This window comes from Pseudomonas anguilliseptica (assembly GCF_900105355.1).
Classification (GTDB): Bacteria; Pseudomonadota; Gammaproteobacteria; order Pseudomonadales; family Pseudomonadaceae; genus Aquipseudomonas; species Aquipseudomonas anguilliseptica.
Window position 1 is genome coordinate 3,844,962 of sequence record NZ_FNSC01000001.1, and the last position, 26,089, is coordinate 3,871,050.

The 26,089-nt window shown below is 57.8% G+C and carries 18 protein-coding genes and 2 pseudogenes; 5 read left to right on the top strand and 15 right to left on the bottom strand.

What is annotated here, in order from left to right:
* Nucleotides 1-5 precede the first annotated feature (5 nt).
* Together BLW24_RS18930 and BLW24_RS18935 are read left to right on the top strand one after the other, a co-directional pair.
* The gene (locus BLW24_RS18930; protein ID WP_090385826.1) at nucleotides 6-1,448 is read left to right on the top strand and encodes a hypothetical protein; all 1,443 of its coding nucleotides are present in this window, start codon (nucleotides 6-8) and stop codon (nucleotides 1,446-1,448) included.
* On the top strand, nucleotides 1,441-10,350 hold the full coding sequence (locus BLW24_RS18935; RefSeq protein ID WP_090385829.1) for an ADP-ribosyltransferase-containing protein: 8,910 nt from the start codon (nucleotides 1,441-1,443) through the stop codon (nucleotides 10,348-10,350). Before BLW24_RS18930 ends, BLW24_RS18935 begins: the two co-directional genes overlap by 8 nt.
* A 33-nt stretch (nucleotides 10,351-10,383) precedes the next feature.
* Here the strand turns inward: BLW24_RS18935 and BLW24_RS18940 are convergent, their stop codons facing one another.
* The 8 genes from BLW24_RS18940 to BLW24_RS18970 all read right to left on the bottom strand — a co-directional run bounded on the left by BLW24_RS18940 (nucleotide 10,384) and on the right by BLW24_RS18970 (nucleotide 16,290).
* Nucleotides 10,384-10,623, bottom strand: coding sequence for a hypothetical protein (locus tag BLW24_RS18940; RefSeq protein ID WP_090385832.1), 240 nt, complete (start codon nucleotides 10,621-10,623; stop codon nucleotides 10,384-10,386).
* Entirely contained in the window at nucleotides 10,620-10,784 is a 165-nt protein-coding gene (locus BLW24_RS26050; RefSeq protein ID WP_167360408.1) for a hypothetical protein, read from the bottom strand. Before BLW24_RS26050 ends, BLW24_RS18940 begins: the two co-directional genes overlap by 4 nt.
* 700 nt (nucleotides 10,785-11,484) lie before the next feature.
* Nucleotides 11,485-12,198 (bottom strand): phage protease, encoded by a 714-nt coding sequence (locus tag BLW24_RS18945; RefSeq protein ID WP_090385835.1) that lies wholly within the window; start codon nucleotides 12,196-12,198, stop codon nucleotides 11,485-11,487.
* A 17-nt stretch (nucleotides 12,199-12,215) separates the two neighbouring features.
* Nucleotides 12,216-13,124: a Mu-like prophage major head subunit gpT family protein gene (locus BLW24_RS18950; protein ID WP_090385838.1), complete on the bottom strand. Its 909-nt coding sequence runs from the start codon at nucleotides 13,122-13,124 to the stop codon at nucleotides 12,216-12,218.
* Nucleotides 13,125-13,196: 72 nt separating this feature from the next.
* A complete protein-coding gene (locus BLW24_RS18955; RefSeq protein WP_090385841.1) occupies nucleotides 13,197-15,056 on the bottom strand; it encodes a phage tail tape measure protein in 1,860 nt (619 codons plus the stop codon).
* 96 nt (nucleotides 15,057-15,152) lie between these two features.
* Nucleotides 15,153-15,488 carry a phage tail assembly protein gene (locus tag BLW24_RS18960; RefSeq protein ID WP_090385845.1) on the bottom strand — a complete coding sequence of 112 codons (336 nt, stop codon included), beginning with the start codon at nucleotides 15,486-15,488 and terminating at the stop codon, nucleotides 15,153-15,155.
* Between the two features lie 9 nt (nucleotides 15,489-15,497).
* Nucleotides 15,498-15,770, bottom strand: coding sequence for a hypothetical protein (locus BLW24_RS18965; RefSeq protein WP_090385847.1), 273 nt, complete (start codon nucleotides 15,768-15,770; stop codon nucleotides 15,498-15,500).
* Entirely contained in the window at nucleotides 15,757-16,290 is a 534-nt protein-coding gene (locus tag BLW24_RS18970) for a Mor transcription activator family protein (protein WP_139272709.1), read from the bottom strand. Before BLW24_RS18970 ends, BLW24_RS18965 begins: the two co-directional genes overlap by 14 nt.
* A 358-nt stretch (nucleotides 16,291-16,648) precedes the next feature.
* Between BLW24_RS18970 and BLW24_RS18975 the strand changes: the two genes are divergently transcribed.
* The 3 genes from BLW24_RS18975 to BLW24_RS26055 all read left to right on the top strand — a co-directional run bounded on the left by BLW24_RS18975 (nucleotide 16,649) and on the right by BLW24_RS26055 (nucleotide 19,623).
* A complete protein-coding gene (locus BLW24_RS18975; RefSeq protein WP_090385854.1) occupies nucleotides 16,649-17,887 on the top strand; it encodes an SIR2 family protein in 1,239 nt (412 codons plus the stop codon).
* A 64-nt stretch (nucleotides 17,888-17,951) separates the two neighbouring features.
* Complete coding sequence (locus BLW24_RS18980; protein WP_090375570.1) at nucleotides 17,952-18,932, top strand: IS5 family transposase; 981 nt, start codon at nucleotides 17,952-17,954, stop codon at nucleotides 18,930-18,932.
* 112 nt (nucleotides 18,933-19,044) lie between these two features.
* On the top strand, nucleotides 19,045-19,623 hold the full coding sequence (locus BLW24_RS26055) for a hypothetical protein (protein ID WP_167360409.1): 579 nt from the start codon (nucleotides 19,045-19,047) through the stop codon (nucleotides 19,621-19,623).
* A gap of 137 nt (nucleotides 19,624-19,760) precedes the next feature.
* Here BLW24_RS26055 and BLW24_RS18990 read toward each other — a convergent pair whose 3' ends face one another.
* From BLW24_RS18990 to BLW24_RS19015, 7 genes and pseudogenes are all read right to left on the bottom strand, one after another.
* The gene (locus tag BLW24_RS18990) at nucleotides 19,761-20,372 is read right to left on the bottom strand and encodes a hypothetical protein (protein WP_090385860.1); all 612 of its coding nucleotides are present in this window, start codon (nucleotides 20,370-20,372) and stop codon (nucleotides 19,761-19,763) included.
* Nucleotides 20,373-20,375: 3 nt separating this feature from the next.
* Complete coding sequence (locus tag BLW24_RS18995; RefSeq protein WP_244161205.1) at nucleotides 20,376-21,107, bottom strand: AAA family ATPase; 732 nt, start codon at nucleotides 21,105-21,107, stop codon at nucleotides 20,376-20,378.
* A 10-nt stretch (nucleotides 21,108-21,117) separates the two neighbouring features.
* Complete coding sequence (locus tag BLW24_RS19000) at nucleotides 21,118-23,124, bottom strand: Mu transposase C-terminal domain-containing protein (protein WP_090385863.1); 2,007 nt, start codon at nucleotides 23,122-23,124, stop codon at nucleotides 21,118-21,120.
* A 57-nt stretch (nucleotides 23,125-23,181) separates the two neighbouring features.
* Entirely contained in the window at nucleotides 23,182-23,442 is a 261-nt protein-coding gene (locus BLW24_RS19005) for a hypothetical protein (RefSeq protein WP_090385866.1), read from the bottom strand.
* Nucleotides 23,435-23,605, bottom strand: coding sequence for a hypothetical protein (locus tag BLW24_RS26060; protein WP_167360410.1), 171 nt, complete (start codon nucleotides 23,603-23,605; stop codon nucleotides 23,435-23,437). The genes BLW24_RS19005 and BLW24_RS26060 overlap by 8 nt, the downstream gene beginning before the upstream one ends.
* Nucleotides 23,606-24,918: 1,313 nt before the next feature.
* A pseudogene (locus tag BLW24_RS19010) lies at nucleotides 24,919-25,365 on the bottom strand (tyrosine-type recombinase/integrase); the annotation flags it as partial.
* A gap of 1 nt (nucleotide 25,366) precedes the next feature.
* A pseudogene (locus BLW24_RS19015) lies at nucleotides 25,367-25,951 on the bottom strand (type IV secretory system conjugative DNA transfer family protein); the annotation flags it as partial.
* Nucleotides 25,952-26,089 lie beyond the last annotated feature (138 nt).

The following is a 26,089-nucleotide window of genomic DNA, read 5'->3' on the forward strand; positions in this document are numbered from 1 at the left end:
CTGCGATGGAAAATATCAGCCTGTCGGGCGCCATTCAGGGCGACCTAAAGGACGCCAGCAAGAAGAAGCTGCAGACCCCTGGCAACCAAGCCAGGGCGTCTGCCATGCAGGCCCAGTATCAGCAGCCAGTGATCGGCCCGCGCACCGGCGTCACTCCTGCTAACACGCCGCCCAAGAACACCTCCATTGGCCTTGATGACATCCTGCAGGGTGCTGGAAATCTGCCGGTTTCAGCTGCGCGCGACTTTGCAAACAACATCGGAACCGATATTCGCAACGTGGCGGCATCTGCGGTAGACGGCAAGCAAGTCCCCCGACCTGGCTATCCACACACGCAGGCTGCTTACGAGCAGATGAAGCGGGGAGGCGATCGATTTGCTCAGGCAAATATGTCCCTTGGCACAAACGCAAAACCTGCCATGCGTGAAACACTAGGGCTTGAGGTAGACCCGCGCGCCGTACAGCAGCCAGTCACTGCTGCTAATACGCCTGCGAACGGTTATACCTCGGCTGAGTTCGATCAGTGGGCGCAAGGCCAGACTGCACAGCCGACAGTTACTCAAGAGTCCCCAGTTATATCTGGTGCTCAGCAATCGACCCCGCAGGATGGATTTGTTGATACCGGGCTTGGCCAGGGGCTGCAGGGTGGTTCTATTGCAGCTCGCCGCGGCGCTGGTGGCGTAATGGAGTTCAGCAATGACGCCAAGGTTCAGGCCGGCGCAGGCGCAATGCCTGCTGGTGGCGTTGGAGGTATCGGCGATGGCATAGGCACCTTCAGCCAGGGTCAGGCTGGTGACAGCAAGCTGGCACTGGATCGCTTTGATCGTGCCAATGCCATCCGAGCGCAAACCATACAAGACGGGCGGCGTGGCGTTGTGGGCGAGGGCGGCGGGCGCCTTACCGTTGTCGCCGACAGCAGCCGAAGCCCAACCACTCAGGATCTTCAGCATGCCCGCCTAAATGAGCGAGTGGCGCAGACCGCCGCACTGGGTAAACGCGATGCCCGCGAGGATCAGCAGCTTGCGCTGAATGTGAACCGTGACAATCGAGAGTCTGCCGCTGCAGGGATTGAAATGCAGACCGCGCAGATGGGCCTTGATAGCGGTCTGCGAATCGAAGAGATCCGCCAGCAGCTTTCTGACCCAGCCATCAAGGGCGATCAGCGAGCGGCGCTCGAGCGCAACTACGCAAGCCTGACTACCTCAGCAAAAGACCGCTACGTCCTGCAGGACGCCGTGATTGGCGCGGACGCATACGGACCCAAATACGGAAAGATTGCTCTCGATGTCGTAACCGGGCAGCCAGTTGGGCAAGGCCAGGCCGCACCAGAGACGGCTCGCAAAACAGCAACCAGCGCCGAAGTCGATGCCGCAGCCAAGCAGGCGGGCAAGTCGCGCGCCGAAATCCTCCAGGTAATGAAGGACAAGGGGATCACCATCAATGGCTAGCCTTTACGACGATCTGTTTACCGCTCCAGCGATAGTTGAAAGCGCAAAGACGAGCCTTCTAGATGACCTCGGTCTTGAGCCTGCCGAGGGGCTGGGCATTACCGGCACCTTAAAGGAGGGCGCTAAGTCCGCCGGCCGCGCTATTGGTGCCGCGGCAAATGCCTACACTGGCGACAATCAGGGCATTGTCGACAAGGCCGAGGCACATCAGCAAGCGCCGAAGGATTATCGGCTGGACAAGTTCTACGGCGATTTTGCCGATCGCACGGCTGCGCTTGGCGATGACCCGGGCGTACTGGAAACCATCGGCGCAGGCGCGGGGGCGGTTTGGGACAACCCGGCCGGCGCAGGCCTGGCGGTAGTCGAGCAGTTGCCTAATGCGGTACCAGCCTTAGCTGGCGGATTTGCCGGCATGAAGGCGGGCGCGGCAGGCGGCGCAGCACTAGGCACTGTTGTTGCCCCCGGCCCAGGTACGGCGGTGGGTGGCGCCGTTGGCGGCGTGGTTGGCGGTCTGGCTGGCATGTTCATCGGTAACGCCGCCATCGAAACCGGGCACAAGGCCATGGGCATGGCCGATGACGGCGCTGTGACTGATGCAGAGCGTAGTCAGGCGATCAGTGAGGGCGCAATCAAGGGCGGCGTCATCACCGGCGTGGACGCGCTAACTCTTGGCGCTGGCGGCAAGCTGGCAAGCGCGCTGCAGCGCACTACCAGCAGTGCAATGGAGTCGGCGACCCGCAAGGTGCTGCTCGATCGTGGCGTGGATGTGGCCGATAACGCAGCCGTGCTGGCAGCTCGCGGCAATCCAGAAATCGCCACCGCCGTGCGTGCAGCGCAGGAGTCGGCACGCCAGGTCACTGACAAGTTCGGTAAGCGCCTGGCCGTGGGCGGAACCTTGCTCGGCATGGAGACAGTCGGCGAGGGCGTAGGCGAGTACCTGGGCGAGCTGGCGGCCACCGGCGAAGGCAATGTGCCAGACGCAGTGCTGGAGTCGCTGCTATCGCTTGGCCAGAGCGGGGCGGAAACAGCCTGGAACATGGCGCGCAAGTCACCATCACAAGGCTTATGGGTTCAGCCGCAACCGTCAGCCAGTAACCCGGCACCCGCTCCGATTGCCGCACCAAACCCTGAAGACGGCGTGCTGTCGCGCTCCGTGCTTGCAGCGCTTCCCGCTCCGGCGCCGCGTCTTGGCCTGCCGGCGCCTGAATCGGTGCTGTTTGCCGATGGGCAGGGCACTGTCAGCGACCAGGGGCCGGCGCGCAACGTGGATCGCGAATACCGCCCGACCGGCCGCGAACGTGATCCGCGAACCTTCGGCGCCGGTATGGATCAGCAGACCGAGCGGGGCGCAGTGCCAGGCCGTGAGGGTGACTATATTCCTGTCTCGCGCTTTGCCAGCCAGGAGGTTCTGGCAAGCAACACCATCGACGGCCAGCTCGCTCCAGAGCCCCGCGGACTTCCTGCTCCGCAACGCCTGCTGGCGGACGGCCGCGCGGATGCCGGCTTTATCGAAACCAATGCCGCCGGGGAATCACGCCAGGCTAAAACCGGTAACGTACCGCCCAAGAACTATGTTCCGCAGGGCGGCCGCGGGATGGATCAGCAGACGCCGGTCGGGAAAAAATACACCGGAATGCCCGCGGCAAGAAAAGCGCTGCGTGAGTCTGCCAACCCAGCCGCAATGGAAGTGGTAAAGGTTGGGAAAAAGCAGTTTGAGGTGCGCGCCAAGCCAGTCGATGGCGGCGCAAGCGAATCTGTAACGGCTCCGTCTGCCGTTCAGTTCGAAGCCGGCCAGCGGTGGCAGCACCAAGGTCGGACGTACAACGTAAACAAGGTGCAGGCCGATGGCCGCGCTAGCGTCAGCACGCCATCCGGAAGTCAGGCATTTGTAATCCGCCCCGAACAAGCAGCGGCAGAAGGGTGGACGCAGGATGCCGAGTCTAACGGGTCACCCCTTTCGGCGAACGGGACACCCGTTACAGCACAACCTGCACAGAAGAAAGCGCGCAAAGTAGACCGTGAGCGTGACAGTGTTGCTCACGCTGTCATCCGCCTGGGCGGTATCACCACCAACTATCGACAAGACACGACCGGCGAAGCTAAGGGCAATACCAACATCCCGGGCGTGGGTTCCTTGTGGAGCGATAAGACCGGGACTAGCATCGACGATATGGCTTCGCTGCTGGATCAGCATGGCTATATTCCGCAAAGCGAAATGGCAAACGATGGCGGCGTGTCGTGGCTGCAGGCGGCACTGGGCGACCAGCTCGCCGGCCGCAAAGAGCACTTTGCACCTGGCAGCAAGCGTCAAGAAGAGCAGGCGCTGAAGACAGAGGCAAACCGCCTAGAGGTGCAGGCCGCACAGGAAGAAGCTGGCGGCGACTTTGACTCAGCTGAAACCGTAGTGTCCGACCTGCTGGATGATGCAGACCTTCTTGAAATACGCGCTGCCGCCGCCACTAAGCATGCCGCAGAGCTTGATGTAATTTTTGGAGATAGCCCGAATGAAACTGTCGCCAGCACGCAAAGCGCAGATCGACCTACTGAAGGAGCACAACGAACAGAAGCTGGCGAGAGTGGAAGCGCTGGAGCAGGACAACGCCCGCAGGGAAGCCAGCCTGACGTCCGAGCAGAAAGCCCAGCTGAAGAAACTCCAAGCCTAGAGTTAACAACCCAAACCGAGGCCAGCGCTGCCGCTGATGCTGCAGCGCAAACTGCCAGCGACAAGGCCACCGCTGCCGCACAGAAGAAAGCTGACGACGCCAAGAAAAAGGCCGACAACTTAGCCGCAATCAAAGCGGCTAACACCAAAGCCAGCGAAACCTTTGAGCTTGGCCAAAATGCCGACGACAACCTGTCGGGCCAAAGCGGCATGTTCGATAGCTCGCTAAGCCTGAGCGAGTCGGGCGGCAAGCCTGCCACCGAGCCCGCCAAAGCTAAGGCTAAGATCGAAGATGCCGGCGATCAGCTCAAGTTCAACAAGAAGGGTATGTTCCGCAACGGCGGCTTGAAGTGGTCGGACATTAAGGACGATAACGAGGCCATGAAGGTCAAGCTGTCGGCCAAAGAGAAGATATGGGCGCGACCAGACTGGGAGGAAATCATTGCCGCTCAGCCGGAAGGCATGCGCGATGGATTTGCCCTGGTCGCACACCTCGTTAAGCAGGTGTATGACGGCATACCAAAGCAGTCTCCCGGCAAGTCGGACGAAGCGCTGCAAACCTACATCGCCGCTGTTGGCGAGCTGCGCGATGCTGCAGAAGCGCTACTTAGCGATAACGCTAAAGTTAAGCCGCTAGTGGCTGCGCTTGCGGCCAAGGCGGCGCGGCGACTTGGTACCGGCGGCAGCCTTTCAATCATCGACATGATTAAAGGCGATGCAGATAGCGCTCAGCCGCTGTTTAGCGTGCTATTTCCAGAGCAGGCCAGTGGCACCCGGTTTACGCGCGGCACCCCAGCGAACGACAAGGCCAATGCGCTCGACAAGGCCGTGAAAAAGATGCAGTGGGGCGCAGACTCCGCGGTCGAAGCCATGAAGGCCATCAAGAAAGGCTGGCCCGCCAAGCAGGAGGCATGGCAGAAACAGGGCTATGCGGTGTTCGATAACTCCGCAAATGAAGTCAAGGCGAGCCACTACGAAGGCGGTTCAGGTGTTAGCACAACACTGAAGCTCGGCAGTTCAACAATTGAATGGCTTGATAAGCAGACGGAATTGGGTGTGGCCAGGCAAGCAGCGGCCGCACGACTCGAACAGCTTAACGGCAAGCACTTGGTGATGAATAAGCGCAAAAACATCCTTGGCGCATTCGACACCAACGAAGAGGCCGAAGATTTTGCCCGCAAGCAGACGGCTCGCAAAAAGGTTGAGGTCGATAGCGAAGCGAATGAGGCCGATGAAAATTGGTGGAGTCGCGCAGGTGATGAGCGCCGGCCGGGTAATGCCAATGTAACCGAGGGCGAATTTAAGGAGGCGTTCGGGTTTCGCGGCGTGAACTTCGGCAAGTGGGTGAACCAGCAAGAGCGTCAGCAGCACCTTAATGCCGCGTTCGATGCCTTCCATGATCTTGCGGCAGTGCTGGACATACCACCCAAGGCCATAAGCTTAAATGGCATGCTCGGCATGGCCTTCGGCGCACAAGGCGGCGGCAGCGCGGCGGCGCACTTTGTCGCTGGCGTAAATGAAATCAACCTGACCAAGACTGCTGGCGCCGGAGCGCTTGCCCATGAGTGGGCTCACGGTCTAGATCATTACTTCGGCGTAAAGGCGGGGCTTGGTCGTGATGGTGCGCCATGGGCGTCAACGCTTGGCAGTCGCCGCAAGCTGCCAGACGGCGTAGAAATTCGCCCGGAAGTCGCTCAGGCATTCAAGTCTGTCATTGCACAGATGAGAGCCATCGAAGAAACGCCAGAGCAAGCCGCGCAGGCAGCGCTTACCCGGCTTGACCGGGCAAAGATGGATATTGCCATGACCACCCAGCCAATGCGCGAGCAACTGGCAGGAAACGCTGAGGCGCTGGCGGCGCTGGACAAAGTAGTTGCCGGTGATATTGGCGAGTACGTCACGCTGCCGCCCGCCAAAGGCAAGCGCAAGCCGGTTGGTGCCGTCGCTGCAAACATCAAGATCGTGTTCGACGCGCTGGGCTACAGCAACGAAAAGATGGCGAAAGACGGATCGTCTCTAATGGGCGTCTACTTTGCCAAGTCAGAAGTCGGTGGCGTTGCTCGCTCACGGATTAAACACACTGACTTCTACAAGAAAAGCCAGGCGCGCGACGGTAAGAGTGGAAACTACTGGGCGACCCAGTGGGAAATGTTTGCTCGCGGCTTTGAGTCGTGGGTAATGGATAAGCTGGCAGGCCAAGACAAGCACAACAACTACCTGGTGCGCCCCGGCAAGAACGATCGTGGCGTTACCGACGAGAACTTCCCATACCCGGCAGGCGAAGAGCGCAAGGCGTTCAATCAGGCGATTGACGTGCTTACTGCTGAGCTGAAAGCGAGTGCTCCGGATGAAAGCGGCAACGTCGCACTGTTCTCACGCGGCGCCACCGGGGCCACCCTCACCACGCTCGGGCGGGGGGATGTAGAGCAGATCACCGCTCGGCTTGTAACAGAAGCCGCCGTGGCCAGACGTTTTGTGTTTTCTTCCTGGGAAGAGCTGCCGCAGGCGATTAAGGACCGTGCTGCGGCGCAGGGCGCTAAGCCAGGCGAGATAAAGGCGGTTCATTGGCAGGGCAAGACCTATCTGATTGATCGGCGCTTCACGGATGCGGGCGACGTTGAGCGCACCATCTTCCATGAGTATTACGCACATTACGGTCTGCGCCAGCAGTACGGCAAGGATTTGCATCGCAAGCTGCTGCGCACCTGGGAAAAGGTCGGCGGCACCAAAGGCGTGCGGGCAATGGCGGCTGAGCAAGGCTTTAACATCGACCACTACATTGAAGGCGCCAAGCAGGACAAGGAACTGACCGAGGCGCAGCGCCGCGTGCTGGTCATGGACGAGCTGCTGGCACACATGGCCGAGTCGACCGGCAGCCTCAAACGCCTTATTGAGGAATGGTACGGCGCGGTGCGCGAATGGCTGCGCGGCAATGGCTGGGCAGAGCTGGCCAAGCTGAATGCCGCAGATCTGGCCTTTATGCTGCGTGGAGCACGTCAGGCTTCGCTGCGTGCAGACGGTGAGTCGGTAAGCGGTCAGCCATTGTTCCAGTGGGTGGAGTCGGCTAATCAAATATCCACCGTGGCGTTCAAGCGCTGGTTTGGTGAGTCAAAAGTCGTCGACAAGCAGGGCGCCCCGAAGGTTCTTTATCACGGCACCGGCGAAGACTTTACCTCCTTTGACCAGGGCCGCAGCGGTAGCAGCACCAGACACAGCACTGCGCCGCTGGGTATCTTTATGACCGGCGACCGCGACACAGCGCAGGCATACGCCGACAAGGCTAGCGACGGCATGCCGGGTTATGCCCGAGTGATGCAGCTGTATGCCGCTATCCGTAACCCGTACCTGATGAGTGTTGCCGAATCTCAGGCCATTGATTCGCCTGGCGAAGCAGTTGCCTTTCGGGCCAAGCTGGAGCGCGAAGGCTATGACGGTATCAACCTGAAAGGTACCGACACCTGGATCGCCTTCAGCAATACGCAGATGAAATCGGCCACTGATAACAACGGCGAGTTTGACGAGTGGAGCGGCGATATTCGTTTCCGCCGCAGTGCGCGCGACCTGTTCGACCGCGCAACCGGCCCGGCCCCGCTGGATCGTAACGACCCGTTTGCCGCCGAGAACCGGCGCCTACGTGAGGATGATAAAACCCTGTGGGCTAAGGCCAAGAAGGTATTTGCTCGCCAGTTCGCACCAGGTGGCCTGCTGCCAGATGCCGTATTTGCAGAGAAAATCACCCGAGATAGTGAGTTCCAGGCTGTCGAGTTTGATGTGCGCCACCTGTCCGGAGGGCTGAACCAGGCCGTGAAAGCAGATTTCGGCGTCGACCTCGACAACCTCACCCCTGAGCAGATGAAACCGTTGGCCGAGGCATTGACCGGCAAGGTTGATCCTTCCATTCCGGAAGCAACCCGCGTGGCCATCGTCGCCATGCGCCAGTACATCGACAGCTTGTCTGGCGAGTACCTGAGCATTCTGCAAAAGCAGGTTGAGCTCAACATGGAAGGCGCTGACCAGGCGCTGATCGACAAGATCACCGGCAACCTTGGCGCCTACGTCAACCGGTCCTACCAGGCCTTCGATGATCCGAAGTGGTTCAAGACCGTGCCGACGGAGACAGTGAACGCCGCTCGCACCTACCTGGCGAAAGGCTACATGGAGCAGGGCGAGACACCAGCCGAAGCTGCTCGCCTGGCTGACGTGACCGTGAATGAAATGCTGAAGAACGGCACGGCCTACGACTCGATGGGAGGGTTCATTGCTGAGAGCAAGTTGGGCGCGAAAGATCTGACCGTTCTGATCAAACGTAAGGACATCGCCCCGGAGATCCGCGCGCTGCTGGGCGAGTACATGGACCCGCGGCTTAACTTCGCCAAGTCGGCAACCAAGATGGGACGCATGGTGTGGAATCAGCGCTTCCTCGATCGCGTGCTTGAGTTCGGCATGGGTACGCTGTTCTTCAAGGGCAAGGACCGCCCGGCCGACGCGACCACGCAAATTGCCGGCGAGCAGTCAGAGAGCTACGCACCACTCAACGGCTTGTGGACCTTCCCCGAAGTGGCGCAGTCCTTCCAAGATGCGCTCGGCAAGGAGCAGATGAGCGACCTGTACCGCACCGTCGTGCGCCTCAATGGCATGGTGAAGTACGGCAAGACCATCCTGTCGCCAACTACCGCCATGCGGAACTGGCAGTCGGCCATGTTCTTCAGCCTGGCCAATGGTCACTTCGACATGAGCCAGATGAAAAAGAGCTGGTCCGCTTTCCGCGAGCAGGTAACGCAGAACGCCACCGGTGACGACTTAGCCTACCTGCGCAAGCTCAAGCAGCTCGGCGTGGTGTATGACACGCCTTACGCCGGTGAAATGATGGCGCTGATGGATGATGCGCGCATGGATGAACTGCTGAGCAGCAAGAGCGGTACCGGCCTGAAGTGGCTGCGCAAGGCCAACCAGTTTGCCCAGGGCTTCTACTCATTCGGTGATGACTTCTGGAAGATCATCGGTTACGAGAACGAGAAGGCTGGCCTGATTGCCGCTGGCATTCCGGAAGCGCAAGCCGAAACCATGGCGGCCGAGCGTATCCGCAACACCTACCCGACCTACTCGATGATCGGCAAGGCCGTGCAATGGCTGCGCCGCTTCCCGCTGGCCGGCACATTCGTGTCCTTCCCGTCGGAGATTATTCGCACCACCGTCAACATGATGAAGCTCACCGCGGCTGACCTGAAAAGCGACAACCCAGGCATTCGTGCCATTGGCCGCAAGCGCGCCGCCGGCATGACCATGGTATCGGCTGGCTTCTACGCGCTGTCGGCGATGACTGCTGCGGCGCTGGGCGTTGGTGATGACGAAGAGGAAGCCCTTCGGGATCTGGCAGCGCCCTGGTCGAAGAACTCGACCTTTCTGTACGCCGGCCGGGATGCCGACGGCAAGCTGCGCTACTTCGACATGAGCTTTCTTGACCCATACGGCTACTGGAAGCGCCCATTGACCGCAATGATGCGCGATCAGCCGTGGGAGCAGGCAGCCGCCAGCGGGATTGGCGACATGCTGTCACCGTTCTTTGGTGCAGACATTACTGCCGGCGCAATCTTCGAAGTGCTGGCCAACAAGAAGCCTACTGGCGGGCAGGTGTACAACGAAAACGCTGGCAGCGTGGACCAGCTGCAGGATATTTCCAACCACATGCGCAAGGCGTTGCAACCAGGCTTTGTCAGCAATGGTGAGCGGCTATGGCTGGCGGGCAGCGATGCACGCCGCGAAGGTAGCGGGCAGCCTTACGATATGCGCGACGAGGTGGTCAGCTTGCTCGGCTGGCGCTCTGCCACGCTGGATACGCAGACCGGGCTTTACTACCGATCGTTTGATTTTACGGACGCCCTGGCAGATGCCAAGAAGACCCTGACGCGCACCCTGCGCAGCAGTAACGATGTTTCAGAGGGGGATATTCGGGAGTCGAAGCAGGCGGCGAATGCGCAGTATCAAAAGGCATTCACCGAAATGGGCAGGCTGATCAGCTCTGCAGGGACGGCTGGCATGAGTCGCGGCGAAATCGTGCAGACGCTCAAGCTCAGCGGCGTGTCGCAGCGCAACATCCTGGCGCTGATAAGTGGCCGGGTGCCGCCGATTGATATCGGCGTACACACGCAAGCCAAGGCAGTGAAGCAGGCCAGGGTTATGCGGGACGGTGAGCACGCCGCAGAAATTGCACGGCGGTTCAGGTTGGCAAGGGAGCAGTGACGAAAAGGGCGCCATTGCGGCGCCCTTTTTGTTTCAGTTGCAGCTATCGCCACCCCTTGAGGGGTTACAGTCGCCGGGCACCCCGTCATCGAAATCAGGGCCGCGCTCAACGACTGCCATGGTTAGCAGCAGGGAAAGCACGCCGGCCACGAACATGATGATCTGGTTTCGGTTGGCAGTGCGCGGCATCAGCCACGCCATCAGCCCGCCGACGACCATCAGCAGCCAGACGAAATTGGCGGCCAAGAAAATCAAGAAGGAGAACGCTTTCATGGCTCCAGCTCGATCAGCGGCAGAGGCTGCATCAGGGCATATTGTTCTTCGGCCCAATGTTTCGCCTGGCGTACTGCTCGCAGGCGCAGCGCGTCATCATCCAGGCTCAGCGCGTTGTTCACCTTGGCCATAAATTCAAGTAGCAGGTCTTCTGTGGTCATGGGGAAATCCTTTCTCATGGGCAGATGGTTGATTCTTGATTGACCAGGATGGTGACAACAAGCACCAATTTGCCATAGTGACTTTTCAAGTGACTTAGTGAGTGACCGTCCGTTACAGTCAGGCATCAGGTTGCAGCGAGTGCCCGTAGTTGTTGAGGTTTGGCGCGGCCTGTAGCCGGGCCGGCGTGCATGGGGTGCTAGGGGTCGAGTGTTCGAATCACTCCGTCCCGACCATATAATTCAAGCATTAGAGCCTGGTCAGTGATGACCAGGCTTTTTTGTGTCAGGGACTTTTGCGGGACTTTTTTCATCCTGCCTTCCTCCTCAGTATTGTCAGCGCCGGCCCACGTGATGTAAGCAGGCGCCGGATTTGGCACTACCTTGCGCGATGTTTGGCATAGTTGAGCCGGAGGTTTTCAGCGCGGTTTAGCGGGGTATTTGGCACCAGCTTAAATTAGGTGCGGATGGTGGGGCCTCCCAGTCCGGCCGAAGCCGGGAACCCCACATAGCCATCCGCAGCAAGCTGCGTCGTACGGCCGGGAGAATGTCACCGTGTCACATCCGCTTACCGACTATAACAAACCATCTGTTTGGGTAAAGGTACTGAGAGCAGCGGCCGAAATGCTCGATCTTGCCAGGCTCTCTAGGTGCTCATAAGCAAGTGCGGCCGCTGCTCTCAATACCTTCACGTTCTATAGCATCAACAATCTTGGGTGTTTAGCGCTGCAAGGTAGTCTTCGGGCAGTACGCCCATTGCCTGGCAAACGGCCAATGCGGTCTCATCAAGTTGTTCAACCGCTGGCACGCTGTGTCGCGGGAGCTGGCTTTTCAGCCAAGCAATGTCTTCCCTGATCTCCGTAACCAACTGATTCGCAGAGCGCTGGATTCCTGGCTGGGGGGTTAGGTTGAAACGCGCTGCGGCCAGGGCCGATAAGGCGCTCATGCCGTCGAGCACCGGGAAGTTAGTGAGCCCCACATGGTGCAGCTCAAGCACCTCTCCGGTTTGCTTGTCGTAGCTGAAAACAGGGCTAAGGTAGCGGTACTCCTTACCTGCAATCATAGCTGCCGCGTTTTTTGTCCACTCTACGCCAGTGGCGAATAACCCCCAGCCTTCGCGCCACTCCAAGGCACCACCCTTGAACCAAGCAGCAGCCGGCGCAGCATGGCCGTTTTCAGCGCTATTGAGGGTCTGGTGCTCGTAGTCAATAACGAGGTCTGTAGCACGGGAAGCCGCTTTCGCGATTAACCGGCCAGCCACGCGATTGTCGATAAACCAATGACCGTTCTGAACATCCTTGGGCCGCCCGTCACGCGCTTTGAAAGCCCCGGCCGGGAGCAGTTGAACGGCGGCATCACTCGCTTTGATTTCAAAGGTGCAAGCGGCGATGGCTGTGCTGCTGTCTGTATTGGTCATAACACCCACCCTCAGTACTACGCGCCCGCGCCAGTGGAGCCGTACGCTAGTTGCCAGAAGCCGTAGCCAGAAGCCACGCGGGCTTCAGCACCGAACTTGTACGCCTTCAGACTGAATACAGACTCCGACTGCGGGCTGACTTGAGCAACAAACTCCGGCGCTTTGCGCTCCTGGTAAATGAACGGACGAATCGGCTTTGAGGTATCCAGCAGGAACCATGCTGTTTGCGATTCAATGCGGGCATCTATCACCAGTTCGGCTGCCCCTTTGTAGGGGTTCTGGCTGCCGTCTGCGAGTTTCTCGCTAGTCAGCAGCATCCTTGCAACATCCTCCAGCGCTGTGCCGACAAGGAGCACTGTAGGGGTGACGTTCAGGGAGCGGCCATCTTCATCTTTGACGGCGCGCATTGAAGCTCTTGCTGCCCCAAAACCGGCCTGCGCGGCGGCAAGGCTCGTGTTGGAAAGTGGGCTAGTCCCCTTGTTGCTGACTGGCTGGCCTGCAACCTCATGTTCGGTGTCGAAGAAGTACTTGCCGTCATAGCACTCTTTGCTGAAGCTTTGATTAACAGCTTCGAAGACCATTTCGTCAGGCAGTTGGGCGGCGGAATATCCTGCCATCTGAGCCTGCGGCATATACATACCGTGCTGGTCGTCTTCAATGTGCTTGCGCTCTACCTCAATGGTGGCTTCGAAATCATTGTTCGGTATTTCGTAGTCACTGGCAGTGAGGTTCTGTACATGCTTGGCTCCGATCCATGGGCGCATTTTCGGGAACGCGCTGAGCCAGCCATAGAAGTTGCTGCCCGAATTGGACGGTATCTTCATTGCGATCTTGTCCCAGGTCGTCGGCGCGGTCTGGAAGGCATTGTTGAACGCTGTATGCAGTTCGGTGAAAACGCTTTGGAGCGACTCTTTGTTGATCAGCATGGTCATGTTTCCTGTAATTGATTGGTGATGAATGTTGAGTTTTTAAGGTCGTAGCTGTGGTTGCTTTATCTGTCAGCGCCCTGCGCCCGTGCGACCTGTGTACACGTTCATATCTGGGCCGCCGTTGCTTTGGAGTTGAGTAACTTTGGCTTTCTGATCACCTTCGATCCGAATAGTGATTTCGCCTTTCATTGCGTCTGCGCGTTGATTGGCCGCAATAGCCGCGCGGGCTTCCTCGCTAAACGGTGAGATGGCATGTGCGATGGCCGATCCAATGGCGTCACCAAAGGCCGTGCCCTGAATTACGTAGTCATTGAGTAGAGTGCCGACGCCATAGCCGGCTGCACCGGCCCCTGCCACAGCAGCACCAGCGGTCGCCATTGCGCCAGCGCCAGCGCCAAAGGATGGCAACGCAGACAGTGGGGCACCGCCCAACAGGGCCAGCGTGGTTTTGAATTTGCTGAAGGTCTTGGGGGTTAGCAGATCGCCAGCGGCATCGGCTACCTTGCCGACAGTGCCAACTGTCCCGCCAAGCTCTTTGGGCATGTTGACGACATAGACAGAGGGCACGCCCGCAGCCTCTTCAAGTGCTTTGCCCATGGCAACGCCGCCGGCTAACTCGGTTCCGCCTTTCAAGGCACCTAGCATCTTGCCGCCAGCCCCAATGCCTTTGAGCAAGTGATAGCCGCCATAGAGCAAACCGCCTGTTGCAACGCCTGCTGCTATCCCGGTGCCTACCTTCCCAATCTTGTCGTTCTCCATCGCAGCTTCGCCCAGCGCACCAGTCCATTCGTTGGTTTTGCTGATTAGCTTGGTCAACGGATCAAGTGCAGGTTCGAACAGGGTGGCAAAGGTAGATTTGGCAGTACCCCGCAAAGACTCAAGCTGTGCGTTGTAGCCGTTCAGGCGTTCGGTGAGCTTCTCTTGAAGGCCAACAGCCTTGCCCATCTGCTTGGTCATGTCCTCATAGGAACCCGCGCCCTGGCGAAGCAAAATCTGTGCGGCGCGACCGCCCTCATCACCGAACATCTTCTGTAAGAAATCGGCACGTTTAGCCGTGCCCATGCCATCCAGGCGTTTGCGCAGCGTGTCGAGAATATCGATGGTGGATTTCAGGTTGCCATTTGCGTCCTTGAACGTATCAACCTGAACAGCCTGACGGAAAAATGCACTGAGGCTAGTGCCGCCCATAGAGCCCTTCAAACCGCCTTGGTCGAGGGTAGCAAGTAGGGCGAACATCTCTTTGCTGTCGCGTCCGAGGCCCGCCATGGAACCCGCTGCATATTTGGCTCCCTCGGCTATGGAGGCGAAACTGACCGTACTGGCAGAGCCCGCTGCACCAGCTTGGTTTGCCAGCATCATGAATTGGTCGCCGGCCAGGTTGAACGGTGTGGCAATGGAAATCAGACTTTCGCCTGCCATCACTGCGTCAATACCTTCATAGGCAGCTAGCGCAGCGGCTGCCGCAGCAGCCCCTTGCTTACCCACAATCTGCTCAAGCTTGGCACCGCCTTTGAGCAGTTCTTTCTGCAGGTTGACGATTTGAGCCTGATCGAAAGGGGTTGATTTCTGGATGTCGAAAGCCGTGGACTTCATCGCGTGCAGCGCTTTGTCCATTTGAAGAGCGCTATCGACAGAGCCCATCAACTCTGTTTTTACCCCAAGCATGGCTTCTTGTAGGTCGCCCGCGACTGCCACGCCAGGTTTGATCTTATTAGCGATATATAGCCCGCCAGCAGCCTTGGCGAAGGAACCGGCCATGTCAGCGAAATGGCCACGTACTTCATCACTCACCTTGCCGAGCTTGCGCAGTTCCTGTTGACCTTTTCGGCTGAAGTCAGTTACGCCTTGCTCACCCTGTTTTAGGCCAACGCCCAGGGAGCGCATATCCGCAGTAACGCGCAGAGCCAGCTCAAGATTATTGTTTGCCATCGCTCATCAACCGTTTGGCGTAGTGTTCAAGTTCTGTCGGTGGAAGGCCGAGGATTTCCGCACGTGACCAACCCGTGCGAAGGGCCAGCAGCAGGATCAGATCCCAGTTGCTTCGCTGGCCTGCGGCTCGCCGTTTCCCAACATATCCAGGCGTGTCTGCGCATCACGCAGGGCAAGGAAGTCGGCCTTGGCTTTGATCATCGATCGTACGAACGGCCCATTGAACACCTGGCCATCAACAGACTTGACCTGTGTTAGCTGTAACACGGCTTGTTCGGCCCAAAAGGCAATGCCGTTTTCAGTTCCACCTGCTTGAGCGGCGGCGTCGATCAGGTCTTCTAGGTACGGTTCACGCATGGTGAAGTTGGTGTAGGTGATACCGCCGATTTCAATGCCGCGTGGCAGGGTTCCGGTGACAGTGTGGATTTGCATGATGGTTCCTTATTGGACTTCGGCCGGCTGGTCGCTGATGAGCTTGGAAAGCTCGCGTTCGGTTGGTGATTGCTGAATGAGCTGCTGCTCAAACGGCGACAGCCGCTCACAAGCGTGTGGTTGCAGGGTTGCTTCAACTGAGCGGTGATTGTGTTGCAGACCTGGTGACAGACTGGGCTGGTGATGCCCTGTAAGAACGGCGCGCTCGGCCTCTCCCAGCTGTTGGTGAAGTGGCGTTGATGGCCAGCGGTTGGCGGCCGCACGTTGGTCAATGGTTGGCATGGCGCACCTTTTCGACTTGTCCAGGAATGCTTGGTTGAAGGGTTGCGGTCGGAGATGGCTCCTTGAGGATTATCCAGATGCGCCGGTCGCTCAGGCTGAACTTGGTGGCGAGTTCTTTCACCATGCTCACCATGCTGCGTCCGTTGCGTAGACCGTCCTCTACAGCCCTGTGAATAACGATGTTTCGTGCGGCACGCAGAGCCGACTCACAACGCGGTACATACAGGATTTCGCCTTCGTAATGGTCACGCAGGAGTGCGGCTAGATCAGGATCTCCCAGAGCATTGGCCAGTTTGGTTAGCGCCCCAACACTCACAGTGCCTTTTCTGGCCTTACGCATGGGGATGGCCCAACTTGTTCCACCGAGCTTTGCCGCTACCTGGAAGGGATTTGCATAGCCGATTCTTTCGGCCATTCCATGAATGGATTTCGGTAATAACTGGTCGACTACAGCAAGGTCAGCACCGCCGCAGAAAAGGAACTCCTGCACAAGGTTGCTGCTACTAATTTGAATAGACACTCGGCCGGCCTCTTTAAGAATGCGCTGAACACCCACTGAATTAGATTCAGTAGGCAAGGCCGGTGGTAGCTTGAAGGGGTTCAGTAGAGTGAAGAGTTTCAGTGGTGAACTGATTCAGGAGAGTTTCAGGAGTGGGCGCTGAGATGCGGTAATTGAGCGCTATTCCGCGCTGCGTGAAGCGCGTTAGACCTGCGTTAGAAATGACGATCTATGCCATAGGCAGGATCGGGTAGCGCTTAATCGGAAAATGCCTACAGCCGGCTTATAGGCAGTCAGGCTGTGCTGCGACAGGCTCGCTGTTTGGATGTGTCTGGCAGGCATCTGTAAGCTATGGAAAATTAGAACAGGGAGATCACAGATGTCGTTACTCAAAAATCACGTAACCCAACTTTCTTTTTCGGTCTACGAGAGCAAGGGCGTTTTCGCCGTTCTGCTTGGCTCCGGCCTCTCGCGCGCCGCTGAAATTCCTACCGGCTGGGAAATTACACTGGACTTGATCAGGCGCATGGCACTTGCGCAGGGCATAGTGGAACAGTCCGATTGGGCTGCTTGGTATCGTGAGACGACGGGCGAGGAGCCCAATTACTCTGCACTGCTTGAGGAGCTGGCGTCCTCACCTGAAGAACGTCGCGCAATCTTGCACAGTTACATTGAACCGACCCCAGAAGATCGGGAAGCGGGGAGGAAGACTCCGACTGAGGCCCACCGAGCAATCGCAGGCCTCGTGCAAGGCGGGTATATCCGCGTAATTGTCACCACCAACTTTGATCGGCTGATGGAAAATGCGTTACGTGAGCGCGGCATTGAGCCGACGATTGTTTCTTCGGTTGATGCGCTCGCGGGCGCGGAGCCGATTACACACAGTGCCTGTTATATTTTGAAGCTCCACGGGGACTATAAGGATGCTCGCATTCATAATACTGAGTCTGAATTAAGTGGCTATCCGGTGCCGTATGATGCACTGCTTGATCGAATTCTTGATGAACACGGATTGATCGTATGTGGATGGTCAGGTGAATGGGATCATGCGCTCCGGTCAGCCTTTCTTCGCGCTCCCAACCGCCGTTACTCTGTCTTTTGGGCTTCGCGCGGTGGGATCGGTAACGGCGCACAGGAACTGGTCGATCATCGTCGTGCTCGTGTTATTCCGATAACGGACGCGGATAGTTTTTTCTCGACCTTGCATCAGCACGTCGAAACGCTAGGGCAGAGCCAGCGTCAAAATCCGTTCAGCATCGAGCTTCTAATTAACAGCGCTAAACGCTTTCTTGCCAAACCGGAATATCGAATTCAACTCGATGATCTGCTTATTCAGGAGACAGATCGGCTGTTAGCGCAGCTCAATGGTGTCGATCTTGCCCAGCCTGGCAATTGGGATACGGCCACCTTTCGCCTCTATGTAAAACGATATGAAGCGGCCGCCGAATCGCTTACAGCTGTGTGCGGCGTTCTCGGCAGGTGGGGTGATGACAGCGAGTTGCCACTTGTCCTGGACGTCATACGTACTCTTTACGCCCACGCCGACAAAGTTGGAAGCGGGCTTGTTCCGTATCTCGGACTTCGTTCATACCCAGCGGTGCTGATCTTTACCGCTTAGGAAACTCTGAAGAAGACTTCCTGATTTTGGCAAAATACCCGGATTCCACCCGTCGAGTTTTCCGATGAAGCAGATGACCTTCGCCGACGCCGAGTACGCAGGCAAGCGCAAGCAGACCCGCAAAGAGTTGTTCCTGATCGAGATGGATCGAGTAGTGCCGTGGGAAGGATTGGTCACCCTGATCGATCCGCACTACCCGAAGGGCGAAGGTGGCAGGCCCGCCTATGCGCTGATGGCGATGCTGCGTGTGCATCTGATGCAAAACTGGTTCGGTTACAGCGATCCGGCGATGGAGGAAACGCTGTACGAGACCACCATCCTGCGCCAGTTCGCCGGCTTAAGCCTGGAGCGCATTCCCGATGAAACCACCATCCTCAACTTCCGTCGCTTGCTGGAGAAACACGAGCTGGCTGCAGGCATCTTGGCCGTGATTAACGGCTACCTGGGCGACCGTGGTCTGTCACTGCGCCAGGGCACCATCGTCGATGCCACGTTGATCAATGCGCCGAGTTCGACCAAGAACAAGGACCGTAAGCGCGATCCGGAAATGCACCAAACAAAGAAGGGCAACCAGTACTACTTCGGCATGAAGGCGCACATCGGCGTGGATGACGAGTCGGGTCTGGTGCACAGCGTAGTAGGCACGGCAGCCAACGTGGCGGATGTCACCCAGGTAGACAAACTGCTGCACGGCGACGAAAACGTGGTGTGTACTGACGCAGGTTACACCGGTGTCGAAAAGCGTCCGGAGCATGAAGGTCGGAAGGTAATCTGGCAGGTGGCGGCACGCCGCAGCACCTACAGGAAGCTCGATAAGCGCAGCGGGTTATACAAAGCCAAGCGCAAGATCGAGAAGGCCAAAGCCCAAGTGCGCGCCAAGGTCGAGCATCCGTTTCGCGTGATCAAGCGCCAGTTCGGTTATGTGAAGACGCGCTTCCGTGGCCTGGCCAAAAACACCGCACAACTGGTAACGCTGTTCGCCCTGTCGAACCTGTGGATGGCCCGTCGACATTTGCTGACGAATGCAGGAGAGGTGCGCCTGTAATGTGGGAAATGACCGCTGCGAGGTGCTCGCGGCGGCCAGAAACACCGAAATGAGCGGATGACTTGATCGTTTTTGATCAGTTTTCCGCTTTCAAAATCAGCGGAGGCTGAAGTTGACCGGAAATACAGGGCTACTTCAGACCATCCCTTATGGTTTGGGCCTGACCCGTTCCGGCCGCTGGGGCGCACTTCATCGACTATTCAGTGCCATTATCGAACGGCAGCACAGTGAGCCGGTTAGGCTAGCCGAAGCTCTTTTTCTGCGGGCTTGGAAGGGCGGCGAGGGCGATACATGGAAACAAATTGAGGGCTTAGAGCAGCGCAAGACGCCTCTGAGTGATTACCTCTTTATGCTGTTCTCGGAGTGGGGCAAGCCCTTCATGGGGCTCGCACCTGACTTCGAGCTGATATTTGAACGCTATGAGATGCTAGCCGCACTCGCATTTCTTGAGTGTGACAACAAAGAAGTCATTCAACAGACATTGGCGGGCGATCCACATAATGGTTGGGCGTTGATGCCGGTAGGGCGCTCCAGTTGGCATTCAAGTTATGCGAGCAGACTCATCTCGGAGCTTCAAGCGGAGCCAATGAAGGCGGCTCTCATGCGGGCTGGCTTTGCAAAAAACGATGCTGAGTTCGTTGACCTATTTATTGAGAACTTCAAGCGTATAGCCAGACGGGTTGGATGGTGAATATTGTCTTTCGCTTTCAGCGAGAGAGTACTGCTACATAGCTTGATCAGTTGTGGAACGTTACGTGTTGCATCGGTCGGACAAGTGGCAGGGCAGCATCTACACAAGCAACTGGTCAGGTGTTGTGAAATTCAGCACTACGAGTCGTCCTTTTGACGCCTTGGCCTCCTGATGAACATTATTTCGCTCAAGTTCGGGTCGTACAGCTGACCACTACGTTGGATTACAGGGGCGTGAGGGCCGGTATGCATGCCCCTGGCCAGGCGGTAGCGTGCTTGCCGGCCTGGCCGGGATGGACTGACGACTTCCAGATAACCGGCCCAATTTAGCCACTTGAGATAGTTCTTGGCCGTGGCCAGGCTGGTGGCTGAGGCAGCGCTGGCATTGGTGGCTAACTCTGATGCATTGACGCTGTCCATTATGCGTAGGGTTCGCCACATAGCTTCTGTGCCGCGGCCTTGTAAGCTGGGTGTTCCATCCAGGCGAAGCCGAGGGGCTTCGGCACCGGTATCTTTTATAAGCCGGAATTCTGCCAGTTCACCAATGCCAGCAACGCGCCCCAGAAAGCCTCCTTTGCGCAGGCAGCTGATATAGGTTTTCACTGTTTCATCAGTGATGTTCGTGCGCCGACTTACGGAGTAGCAACTGATCCCTTCCGGGTATTGTCGCAGTACATCCCAGATTCGTTGGCGGTTGTCTTTGCCGTCCTGTATGCATAGGTGGGCTGGCTTTCGACCTTGTTTAGCCATGGTTCAGCTCCGCCGTAACGGGGCATCGCCCGTGAACCAGCCGCGCTTTTCCCACTGAGCCAGGCTGATGCTATCCAGGCACAGGGCTGCGGCTTCGGATTGAACCTGGTGAAGGTTGACAACGATCCGCCTTAAACAGCCGCGCACGGCTTTGCACAAATCTTCCAGTAAGTCGTCATGGATATGCAGGTGCGGATAGTTGGCGTCGGCCAGGGCGCGCATGTCTTCTGTTGTTGCTGCTAAGGCGGGCACCCACTCCAATACCCGGTTGTGCAGGCGCTCGCGTTTGGCCATGGATTGCTGCACGCGCTCTTCACCGATCAGGACAATGGTGCCGTGGCTGGCGTTGTAAATGTCGGTCAGTACGTTCGCGATGGCCTTATCCAGGAGGTATTGAGCATCATCTATTAACAGTGGTCGGCGGCTTCGTGAAAGCTGGTCGGCGATCTGATCGACCATCTCGGACATGGTGCGCAGGGGAAGTATTGCCATCTCTTTGAGGATGGCGGTGAGAAAGGCTTTCTTTGTCCAGGTGTCACGGCATTCGACGTAGTAGCCGCGATAGATATTGGCGGCGAAGTTGGCCCCCACTGTTTTACCCAGGCCACTAGCACCGTACATCACGACTAGGCCGGGCAGGTTGTCGGGTCGGTTTTGTGCGCGCTCTATGGCACTGGCCAGCAGCCCCACATTGGTCAAAGGTACGATCTTTGATCCGTTCATGATCTTCTCCATCTCGGCCTGCTCAGCGTGCGGGCATGGCGTGCTCGAAAACGCGCCGAATAGCTTGATAGTCAGGGTGTTCGGAGTAGCGCTGGTGCCATAGAGCCTCTTCGTCCGAGAGGCCGTCACCTGCATGCAGGCGAGTATCGAGGCGCTGCCAGAGTCGGTAGCGAGACATGGCGTCACCCGGCACCGTGAATGGATTTGGTACAGGCGCTGCCAGACGTTCAGCATGTTTGCGGGCAGCTGCTAGCTGCTCTTGGCTGTAGTCGATAACAGGCTCTGAAACCAACTCAACACGCCGGCCGGTCAGGTTTTCCAGCTTGGCGACGGTCTTCTTGAACTGGCCCTTGGCCTGTTTGGCATAGCCTTGCTCGACTATCGACGGTGCTATGTAGTCGCTGGCGTTGCCGTTTAACTTGGCTTCGCCGATCAACTCGCCACTCAATGAGCGTATCCATACCCGAGAGGCATCACGGACGTCATGAGCAACCCTTACCTGCTTGCCGTGTAGGTCAGCCAGCGCATCCAGCGCATAGCGTTCGCCAGCCCAGGCGATTTCGCCGCGCATGGTCTTACGGACGATCTGCGGGCGGAACAGGTCGTTCACGACTTCGGGCGGTGCTTTGAGTGGTTCCCAGCCCTTGGCTATGGCTGCATCCCAGGCCTCCAGCTGCGTCATGTGGCGGCGCTGGAATGTCTGCGGATCACGTGTCTTGGGCAAGCCCCGGTGTGGCTTATGGTTGTAGGCTTCTATCTCCGCTTCGGCACCGGCCCGGAACTCTGCGAAGGTGGGCATCAGGCTTGTGCTGCCTGTGTCGCGCAGTTGCTTCCGGGTGATTTTGTGGACTTTATGGCCTGCATGCCGATCCATATCGGCACCCAGGTAGCTGGGTATCTTTTTGGCTGCATTAACCCATATGGTCTGGTGGGCACGCTCAATCAATCCGCGAGCTTGGCTGTTGTATGGCAGGGCGTGGATCATGCTGCCGCCCAGGCGTTCTACGACCTCCCGAACGGTGTTGCTCTTATAGCCAGGGCCATTATCGACGTAGAACATCACGAACATGCCGCCGCGCTGCACTGCGTCACGCAGGGCATCGAGCACGACGATATGCGACTCGGCTTCACCGACCGAAAACCCCAGGGCGCGGCGCGTGGCTACATCTATTACCGTGGTGATTTCTGGGCGGTAGGGTTTGCCGGTAAGAGGGTTCAGCACCTCGGCATCAAAGGTATGGCCGTCGGCTGTGTATACCTCACCGGGCAGCATATTCAGCGTGTTGCGCCGGTTGAACGGCTTGTGTGCTTTGGCTTCCTGGGCGCTACAACGGCCAAACTCACGGGCATCGATGCTTAGCTTATTAAGGAAGCGCCGCACCTGGTGAATGCTCGGGCGCTCGCCAGAGTGTTTGCCTGCGAACTCTGCATAGCTGGCCTCGACACTGGGTTTTGTCGGGCGCTGATAGCAGCGTAGAAAGTCTGCTGCCCATTCCGGCACGTTCACGTCAGCCTTGCGGCGGGCCGGCGCTAAGCCGGACTCGCCACCCTGTCTGTATTCAGCAAGCCAGCGCTTTAGCGTTCGCTCAGATAGGTTGCGGCTGCTGGTTTTGCGGTCGTTGGCACGCTCCAGGCGTTCAGCCAGATAAGGGGAAAGCTCGCCAGTTTTGAGCTGGCGAAGTAGCAGCTCTATGGCCTGGCGTTGAGAGGTGACTTTGCTTAGGTGCTCTATCTCACGAATGAATGCCAAGCGAGCAGTCTTGACAGAGCGTTGCGTATCGCTGAGGCGTGACGACGAATTAGCGTCACGCTCGGTGGTATTGGACGAGTTAGCCGCGCCCACGGCCTTTGAAAGCAAAGACTGCTGGGCTTCGGTGGGCAGTGAGGCAAAGGCGTATTCGCTGGCCTTGCTGCCGATCCGCCGTTGACTAGTCCAGCCGGCTCTCTGTGCGAGGCTGCGGATTGCACGGGGCGTAGTAGGCAAACCTGACAGGCCGGCAAGTTCTTGGGCTGTATACCAACTGTTCATAGGCACCTCTTATATGTGCCTGCCGACCCAGCCGCACGACTGGGCCAGCACGGGGGATCAAGCCGCTTGGCGGGCAGCGTCGAACAGCGCTTCGGCGTCTTCCACAAGTAGCAGCAGGGCTCGTGACGCGCTGGCAAGATCGCGAGGGCCGCTGTCATCTGACCTACATGTACTAAGTACAGAGAGCAGCTCTCGCACTGCACCCAGACGCCAGTCGGCGGCATCCATCAGGTCACGGCGTGTAACGCTGTTGTCAACGTAGAGCACTGGTTTAGTGCTGCCTTGTGAGCCTGAGGCAAGCGCTTTGAAATTAGCCATGTGCCACCTCTTGAACTTCCAGAGCGCGGGCTTTGGCCATGGCAGCGTTATAGCGGGCCAGGCGAACGGAGAGGGACGAATCGGCGCGTAAGGCTGCGAGGGCTATTGCACGAAATGCAGCCGCATGGGCGGGGCTGGTGGACGGATTGCGGGCGTGTTTCATGGGTACGGCTCCTAACGTTGAGGAACCGCCACTAATCGTCGCCAAACGATATTGGGTGGCGGCTGTACGCAGGTTGGCGAACCGGGACGTTAGGCACCCGGCATACCCGAGGGTATCCCGCGCACAGCCACCATAAAGCGAAGTTGCAGGCATGAAAAAAGCGCCTACTTTCGGAACGGTGGCGCTTGTGCGCCTAACGGTAATCGGGTCGCCAAACCCGGTCGCTGAATTTGCAGCGACGGCTAAACATTAGCGGGTTGTTTGGCACAGAGCAAGAGCTAACGTGACCAAGGGCACAGCAACACAGGGGGAGAAAAGGACGTTGAGGCGTTTCGTTTTGTTCTATGGGGTGGTTTCTTGGCTGTGTTCTTATCTGTCTGATTTTGCTAGATATTTTAGAAAAAGAAATTTCGTTTTCTCAGTGGGTGGCATTTCGTTTGGTGGGGGGGAGAAAAAGAAATGGCCGGTAACGCTGCTGACGATGGTGAGGTGCTTTTTCACCGTGTGTTGCAGTCCCCAAGCAGGTGCAGAAAAGGAAGCACGGACGCGTCATCCCGCGTTCCGTTTGACCAGGCCGATCAACGCTCAACTGCCGAGGCGAAACCCTTTAAACACATGGGATTGCAGCCAATCGGAACCTGCGGAACGCAAGCGCACGGCAGTTCCGTTTGTAGCCGGGTGGAACGGAACTGAGCTGGGAGGTCTGAGTTTCTTTTCAATAAGCTAGATTTTTGACTTTTAACGAATTATTAATCCTTTAAATTCAGTTAGTTAGAGATAATTGAAAGAAAAGAAACTGGGCTCTGAAGCAGTTTCTTTTCCGGTAGGCAGAAAAGAAACGTGTTTTGCGTGCATAACGGTAGGAAACGGATGCTCGTAGGAGCCGACTCACATCCGATTCCCCAAAGCCTCTAGCGTGTAGTTTTCTGAAAAAATCCTATTAAAGTCAGTCGTGTAGCTGGATTCGGATGAATCGGACGCGAACGCACATAGGCATCCGATTCATAGGCATAGAATCGGATGCCTCCAGATCGTGGAATCAGTCAGGTTGAAAGGAGTGGGACGCAGGCAGGGCAATCCGAATGGTACTTTCAGTACTTTTCAGCAGCTCAGTACGCAGTGCCAAAGGATTTGCGAAATCCAGACGAACGGTTCAAAAACAGCCGTTTTATGGGTTCGGGATGTTTGGCACTACTCTAGCGACCACCTCCCCCCTGAAACCCGCGTCTTTCCCGGCCCATCCCGTTTCTTCCCCCTTCTTCCCCCTTCTTCCCCCTTCTTCCGGCACCGTTCTGGGTATGCCAAAGCTGCCACTAACTCACACGTGAGTCGGTAGCCGATATCTTGTTGGCTTCATCAATCAGTTTGCCCAGTTCTGCGCCCGAGTAGTGGCTGGTGATGCTGCCGTTCTTGTGGCCTAACAGGGCCTTCCTGTCTTCCTCAGTGACCCCTGCAGCCCTTAGTCTTCGCCCGAACGTATGCTTCAAGTCGTGGACGCGTATCGAGGCGAAGCCTGCGGGAACGGGGCGCAGGAACTGCTCCTGAAACCGCTTAGCCGCTCGACCCCTGGCTTTCTTCCATGCCGAGTCGTTCATCCGATGAACTGGGTTCGCTGTGCCATCTTCGTCGGGTTTTCCGTAAGGGAATACCCAGATGGGGTCCAGCCCTCGTTGCCCTTCGATGACAGATATCGCCACGTTGTTGAGCACCACCAATCGTTCGTCGCCATTTTTGACCCCAGAGTTCTCATGTCTTCCACCAGTGGGAGAAGCGCGAACGCCAACCAGCCGTGAGGCTCCAGTTCTCGCCCTTGATATCGTGGATGACGGCCGAGGCCGGCCAGGAGAGCAGGGTGGGCACCACTAGACCGACGCCTTTACCTGATCGTGTGGGGGCGAAGGTCAGTACGTGTTCGGGGCCTTCATGGCGTAGGTAGTGCTCCTCGATCAATCCCAGAACTACGCCTGAGGATTTTGTCATCCCTGTTTTGCGTACTTCTTCTACACCCGCCCACCGTGCTGAGCCGTAGGTGGTGACTTGCCGAGCCTGGCGAGCACGCCAGATTGCCATGCCAATGGCCACAGCCAGCGCAAGCAAACTACTGCAGGCCGCGATGCTACCGCCAGTGTTGAAAACCTCAGGCGCGTAGGCGTCAAAGACGAACCACCACTCGAACAGGCGCCAAGGGTGGTAGATCGGAGCACCCAGCAACTCGAACCAAGGCATTCCCAGGCGTGCCTGATAGCCGAGCGCGGAAGCTGTCCATTGGGTCGCACTCCACACCCCGGAAAGGGTAATTGTTAGAACCACCAGCACCTGACCGTAAAGCACCGTTGTTGCTTGCATCCCTGAGCCCAGCCTCCATGACGAAGCTCTCGGCACGAAGATGTGCCGCGGACGAGAGGTTCGTTGCTGCTTGGGGGGAGGGTCAAAGACCGATATGGAGGCGACTAAGAGTGCGTGGGTATTTGTACCTACTCGGGA